The sequence below is a fragment of the Ruminococcus difficilis genome (genome assembly GCF_016680995.1).
In genome coordinates this window covers 1-6,314 of sequence record NZ_JAEQMG010000029.1, presented here as the reverse complement: position 1 = coordinate 6,314, position 6,314 = coordinate 1, and the positions used below count along the sequence as shown (strand labels likewise).

Annotated in this window: 5 protein-coding genes and 1 tRNA gene; 4 read left to right on the top strand and 2 right to left on the bottom strand. The window is 44.1% G+C overall.

The annotated features are described in order from the left end of the window. Positions 1 to 994 (top strand): tyrosine-type recombinase/integrase (locus tag JKK62_RS01635; RefSeq protein ID WP_201426673.1); only part of this gene is annotated, 994 nt, incomplete at its 5' end. Between the two features lie 157 nt (positions 995 to 1,151). Here JKK62_RS01635 and JKK62_RS01630 read toward each other — a convergent pair. Then, positions 1,152 to 1,227 (bottom strand) — tRNA-Trp (locus tag JKK62_RS01630). 575 nt (positions 1,228 to 1,802) lie between these two features. On the opposite strand from JKK62_RS01630, the gene JKK62_RS01620 reads away from it, so the two are divergent. The 3 genes from JKK62_RS01620 (at position 1,803) to mobP3 (ending at position 5,197) form a co-directional block, all read left to right on the top strand. After that, the gene (locus JKK62_RS01620) at positions 1,803 to 3,020 is read left to right on the top strand and encodes a tyrosine-type recombinase/integrase (RefSeq protein ID WP_207752120.1); all 1,218 of its coding nucleotides are present in this window, start codon (positions 1,803 to 1,805) and stop codon (positions 3,018 to 3,020) included. A gap of 247 nt (positions 3,021 to 3,267) precedes the next feature. Beyond that, on the top strand, positions 3,268 to 3,678 hold the full coding sequence (locus JKK62_RS01615) for a ribbon-helix-helix domain-containing protein (protein ID WP_201426670.1): 411 nt from the start codon (positions 3,268 to 3,270) through the stop codon (positions 3,676 to 3,678). A gap of 40 nt (positions 3,679 to 3,718) precedes the next feature. Beyond that, positions 3,719 to 5,197 carry a MobP3 family relaxase gene (gene mobP3, locus JKK62_RS01610; protein WP_243411719.1) on the top strand — a complete coding sequence of 493 codons (1,479 nt, stop codon included), beginning with the start codon at positions 3,719 to 3,721 and terminating at the stop codon, positions 5,195 to 5,197. Between the two features lie 484 nt (positions 5,198 to 5,681). On the opposite strand, the gene JKK62_RS01605 is transcribed toward mobP3, so the two are convergent. Next, on the bottom strand, positions 5,682 to 6,194 hold the full coding sequence (locus JKK62_RS01605; protein WP_201426668.1) for a hypothetical protein: 513 nt from the start codon (positions 6,192 to 6,194) through the stop codon (positions 5,682 to 5,684). Positions 6,195 to 6,314 lie beyond the last annotated feature (120 nt).

Sequence of the window (6,314 nt, the reverse complement as noted above, 5' to 3'; positions counted from 1 at the left end):
TCAACTATGTGTGGAGTATGACAATAAAAGCCTTAGCTTTTATTCCAATATCAAGGTTGCTGACTATTTTAGAAAATGGCTTGTAGCTATTAAGTCAGATGTTAGACCTAATACTTATCGAAGCTATAAGGGCAATATGGAAAACCATATTATTCCGTATTTTGAAAAGCTGGGGACTGAGCTTCAGGATTTAAAACCGCACCAGCTTACCGATTATTATAAATCAAAAGTAGGCACGGTATCTGTAACTACGATTAAACATCACCATCAAAACATTTCAAAGGCGCTTTCCGATGCTGTAGAAAAAGGATTGATTTCTGTTAATCCGGCATCTGCAGCAAAGACACCAAAACAGACGGAAAAGTTCAAGGCGGAATTTCTTAATCGAGTACAAATCAATCAGCTCTTAACTTATCTCGAAGGGACAAGTATTTATTTGCCTACATATCTATGCACGGTTTACGGATTTCGAAGAAGTGAAGTGTTGGGCTTAAAATGGCACAACATAGATTTTGAGAAAGAAACCATTTGGATACGGGAAACATTACAACAAAGCACAAAAAAGATTAGCGGAGATAGTAATTATACATCCTCAACAAAGACCGATAGCAGTAATCGTACTTTGCCGATGATTCCGCAAGTAAAGAAGTTGCTCCTTGAGCAGAAAGAACGCCAAGAGAGAAATAGACAGTTATTAAAAGAAGCCTATATTTCTAATGACTATGTTTGCACTTTTGATAACGGCAAGGAAATAACACCTAATTATCTAACAAAAAAGTTTCATAAACTCATTGAAAGGCAAACAAATCTGCCCCAGATTCGATTCCACGATTTACGCCATAGCGTGGCGAGTAATTTATTAAACGATGGCTTTACAACCGTTCAGGTTGCTGAATGGCTGGGGCATAGTAGCTCGACTACAACATTAAAATTTTATGCTCACATTGATAAAACTTCAAAATTAGCCATTGCCAATCGGCTTCAAGCGAGTTGATTTCTGTACACCTTTCTACTGCTTTTGAAGCCACTATAAAGACCAAAGTGGTGGAAAAATGGTGGAACTGAGCAAAGCTCCGGCAAATCAGAAAGCGCTTGACAAAAAGAAAAGTCCTCAGAAATGGCTTAGATAAGCCGTTTCTGAGGAGTGGGTTTGGCAGGGGCAGAAGGACTTGAACCCTCGGCACGCGGTTTTGGAGACCGCTGCTCTACCAACTGAGCTATACCCCTAAATATTTGATCGCTGCAAATGAACACTTGTCACTTGCAGAAAATATCATAACACAGACACGCGGTTTTGTCAAGATGTTTTCTTGATAAAAACGCAGAAACGCAATTCTTTTAAAAGTCTTTGCCCGGAAAGACGTGTCGTTCGCACGCGACAGGCAACGTTGTTATGATAACCTATGCCGCACTTTCGCACGCGATTTCCGTGGTCTTTGACCGATGCCCGGGTATGTTGGATATCGCACGTCTTGAAAAAGATTTTTCGGTGGCTGCGATGTGGCTGGGTGTTTCGACAAAATTCAGCAGAAAACGCTCTTGACACGTTTTTGCAGATACGCTATAATGAAGATAACAGAGGAAATCTATCCCTATAACTTGACAAATGTCGGGTTATGGGGATTTTTTATGCCCAAAACCGCATTGTCCTGAATATAGCCCACTGCTTCGTGTAAAATGGAAGTAGGGAAGTTGAGATAGTTGGTTTTTCACAAGTTTTCGCCGTATTTTTTGTTACGGTTTTTGCTGGATACTGACCAGTGCTTGTGGTATTGTTGTGGTTACCAAAAAAGGAGGTCGAGATGATGAAACGTGAATTATTAGACAACGGAAACATTTGGCAGAAATCAGATGGCAGATGGATTGGAATGGTGCGGTATAAGGACGAATTCGGCGTTGCCCAACGCAAGAGCTTTTCCAGCAAAAAGAAAAAGACGTTGCAGGCGAAGATGACAGAGTATGTTAAGAATTTCAATGAGCAAGTCACCAACTCGGATGAAGCCCGGAAACCGCTTAAAGAGAGCATGAAGAATTGGCTTCGGGTGTATAAGTTTCCGGAGGTGGAGCGCACGACCTATGATCGCTACGAATGCACCGCCGAGCACCAGATCTATCCCTACATAGGGAATAAGCCTGTCGGAGATGTCACTCCTGCGGATATCAAAAAGTTGCTCACCAAGCACATGAATAAAGGCTACGCGTTTACAACGAGCAAGAAAGCGTACTCACTTCTAAAGATGTTCTTTAAGCAACTCTATCAAGAGGGTGCGATCCCTAACAATCCGATGGCTATGATCGACATGACGAAGAAGGATAACTACCTCGCCGCGCAGAACAAGGAGAGTAAGCCTCAATGTGATTTGGTAGTCGTGTTCACGGATGAAGAATTGGAGAAGATACGCGAAGAAGCGTTTAAGAGATTCGCCAACGGCAAACCAGTGTATCAACAGTCGGCGGCATACTTTCTCATGCTCAACACAGGATTGCGAGCAGGGGAGTTGTGCGGTATCATCAACAGTGACATAGATCTCGAGAATAGGGTGATTCACTTGCAGCGCGGAGTCAAAGAAGTTCACGTCCGTGACGGCTTGGAATATGTGCCAAAGCTGGAAGTCAAGGTCGGTAAATTGAAAAGCAAAACGAGTAAGCGCGACGTGCCGCTAAATGATAATGCGATAGAAATGATCAACCATTTGCGCGAGGAAGTGTATCTCGGTGAGGACAAGCCTCTCATACCTGATGAGAACGGTAACTTCACTAACCCGCGCAATATGCGAAACCGATTCTATCGCATACTCGATGCAATAGGGTTACCGCACAAGGGGTTGCACGCGTTCAGGCACACATTCGCAACAAGGTTAATCAACGGCGTGAAACAGCCCGACGGCAGTGTGAAATCATTATCGGTAAAACAGGTGGCGGAGTTGCTCGGTCACACAACTTCGGAAATCACAGAGCTCTATTATGTCAAGCGCGACACTACAAGGCTGGTAGGATTGACCGACAGCTTCAACCTGTGATGACACACATCCCCTCGACAACAACGAGGGGAGCCTGTTTTGCAAGTATCACCTTGTGAAGCGCACAAAACGCCGGTGATTATTTGAAGCAGGTAAAAGCGAGCCGTCCTTTGGTGGACGGCCCGCGAAGGACATCGGACGGCAGAGCCGACCGTTGTGCGGTTTTAGGAGAACAATCGCAGCGCTTTTGAGGGAGTCCTCACTATTTGCGGCGTTTGTGTGAACGAGAAATTTTCAGGAGGAAACTATGGAAGAATACAAGAAAGTTACTATCAGTTTTACGAAAGATCAGTTGGAAAAGATGGATGAAATCATGTCAAAGGAGCAAGGCTACTCACGCAGTTCATTGGTGCGTGAAGCGGTAGATTACTACCTCGGCTACCTCGCTCAAAAGGGCAGCGTCAGCTATTTGTCGCCGATCATCAGCCAAAACATCAAGTTGGTGCTCGGGAGATTTGAAGAAAATCTGAGCGAAATGCTGTTCAAGTTGGCAGTCGAGGTGAGCAAAAGCAATATTCTTTCTGCGCGTAACTGCGAGCTAAACGACTACGCTTTGAATTATTTGAATGATGTTTCCGAACAGATTGTCGCGGAGCATAACGGCGTTCTCGACTTGGAAAAGACAAGAGATTTCATCAACGGAGAAGAAAATGGCTAAGATAATTGTTTCATGTCGCTTTCAAAAAAGCGCGAAAGATATGGCTGATCTCATCAGATATATGGCAACCCGCGAGGGCGTTGAGAAGTTGCCGAGCGGTCAAAAATATAACATAGCATCTTCAAAACAGCACGACCTCATTCTTTCTGTGGTAAAGCATTTTCCACAGAGCAAAAAATATCTTGAATATGATGACTACTATGCTATGCCCACAATAGAGAATGCGAATGAATTTCTCGATGCTGTTGCGGAGAGATACGCTGACCGCGCAGATGAATTGAAGGGTTTGGTCAGCTACATTTCCAATAGACCCGGTGTTGAAAAGCTCGGCTCACACGGCTTGTTTACACAGTTTGATATGCCAATCGATCTCAATACGGTCGCGGAACGGGTCGCCAATCATGAAGGAGTAATCTGGACTGAGGTTGTCAGCTTGCGCCGTGAGGACGCCGAGCGGTTACACTTTAACAACGCCGAAGCGTGGAAAAATCTCGTGCGCCGCAACATGAATGAGATCGCACAAGCCCATCGAATCAAGATTGAAGATCTGGAATGGTACGGTGCGTTCCATAATACAACGCACCATCCGCATATTCATCTGGTGATTTTCTCGAAAGGTCAGGAGGGTTTCCTATCTGAAAAGGGAATCAAAGAGTTGCGCCGAGCGTTTGGTCAGGACATATTTCGTGATGAACAATACAAGATGGCGACAATAGAAACAGGCTATAGGAATGAGCTGAAAGATAATTTGGCTGACCTGTTACAGCAAATCCAAATGCGGCAATCGTTGCCCAACGCGGACTATTATCTTTTTCTGTTGAAAAAAATCAAGGACGAATTACAACAGCAGAAAGGGAAGAAGCTCTATGGTTATCTGCCGAGAAAGTTGAAAAAGCTTGTGGATTTCTCTCTGCATGAGATCGCTAAAGATGATGATTTATCTGAAATCTACTCAAAGTGGAACGAGGTTAACCGCGAAAAGCTGAGCCTTTACTACGACACAAAGGACAAGCCCGACGTGCCGATCGAGATGAACCCGGAGCTGCGGTCGCTGAAAAATCTGTTGATTAGGACAGCGTTGGGAATGAACTTCAACGCGGCAGTTGCGGTCAACACCGCGCGTATCGGTTTCCTGTTCTCCATGCTGGCAAAGCAAATCGTCAACAGCGCCGGAAAAAGGTTAGACGAGCTCAACAAGATGATGCCCTTAACGGACAGCAAAGAGCGAGCTAAAATCCGAGAGAAAAAGCTGGCTCACGGGCAGAAAGAAGGCGCAGACGGTTACATCACTGATGATGAAGATTACGACAGCCAAGCTGCGGAAGGTATCCTGACAATGCTTGATTATCTGATTTCGCTTGGTGATCAGGAAAGTGAACAGGATAGCGAAGAACAGAACACGCAAACAGCCGACGAGTTCAATTTTGACAACGCCTATGCTGAATATCTAAATGATGAAGATGACGGTTATGACGACATTGATGACGAGGATGAAGAATATTTCGGATTGTCTATGTGAGCAAAGAGATTAGCGCCCTGTTTCGCCGTATTTCGCCCTGTGTGCGATTTGTTGGAGATAGGCGAGAAAGTATCCGTCAAAACCGTTTGCACCGTTTTTGGGCATTTGTTGCGACTTGTGAGTGATAGAGCATATCCGTATTCTCCTATAGCGTACCCCTTTTTACTATACACGTTAGTGTATAGTAAAAACAGGGCAATAGTAGCGTTCAAAATTTGCGCCGCATAAAACAAAGATAACCGAAAAAGGTTCGGGGATGCGGACGAAAAGCTGGACAAAAGTGTGATGATCACCGTTGGGATACAAGCCGCCACGGCAAGCGCGGCAATTCTTCTTGTTCGTTTTTCTTTTGTCACCGACTCCACGTCCTTTCATATGGTTCATGTATTCTTTGTAATACATTTTTCTGAACAATATTGTTTCACGTCGAATCCCGCAAAATATAAAAATGATGATGCTTTCATATTATTCCTTTCACAGTAAATTATTCAGCGGTAAACAAAAACGTGTAAAAGCAGAAGTACTTGTCGGAAACATACCATTTCGTTTGAGGGCTGTAATTCAATAGGTCATCTGTGGAGTTATCGTTCGGATTGGTTGAGATTTCGGGAATGATCCCGTCCTTTTCAATTTTTTCGTCTGTCAAGTCATCAGCAAATTCGAGAACCTCGGTTGTGTTAAATTCCGATATTTCCTCATCCTTCATAACAACGGTAAGCGTTGTGCCTTCAAGCTTCCACGTTCCTCTCAGTGTATGAGAGGCGGATTCATCGTCAACGGAGTTATCCATATCCATTGCCCAGGTTCCGTCATCTTTGAGCTCAAGCAGCCATTTATAGCTCAGCTTCATCGCACCACCTTCTTGTAAGGAGTAACGCCACTTGTGTGAAGTCAGCATTTCGCTTAAACTCTTTTTTGCTGAATTGTCCTGTGCGGGAGCGCAGGATGCAAGCAGCAGAATCATAATAGCAGACAGTAATAATGCCAGTTTTTTCATAAAATCCACCTCTGTTATTTATTTCATCATCATCACAGAAACCGTCAACTGATTGCCGTCCTCATTGATCAAAAGCTCACCGTCGTACTTTTTCGCAATAGTGCGGAGAATATTCATTCC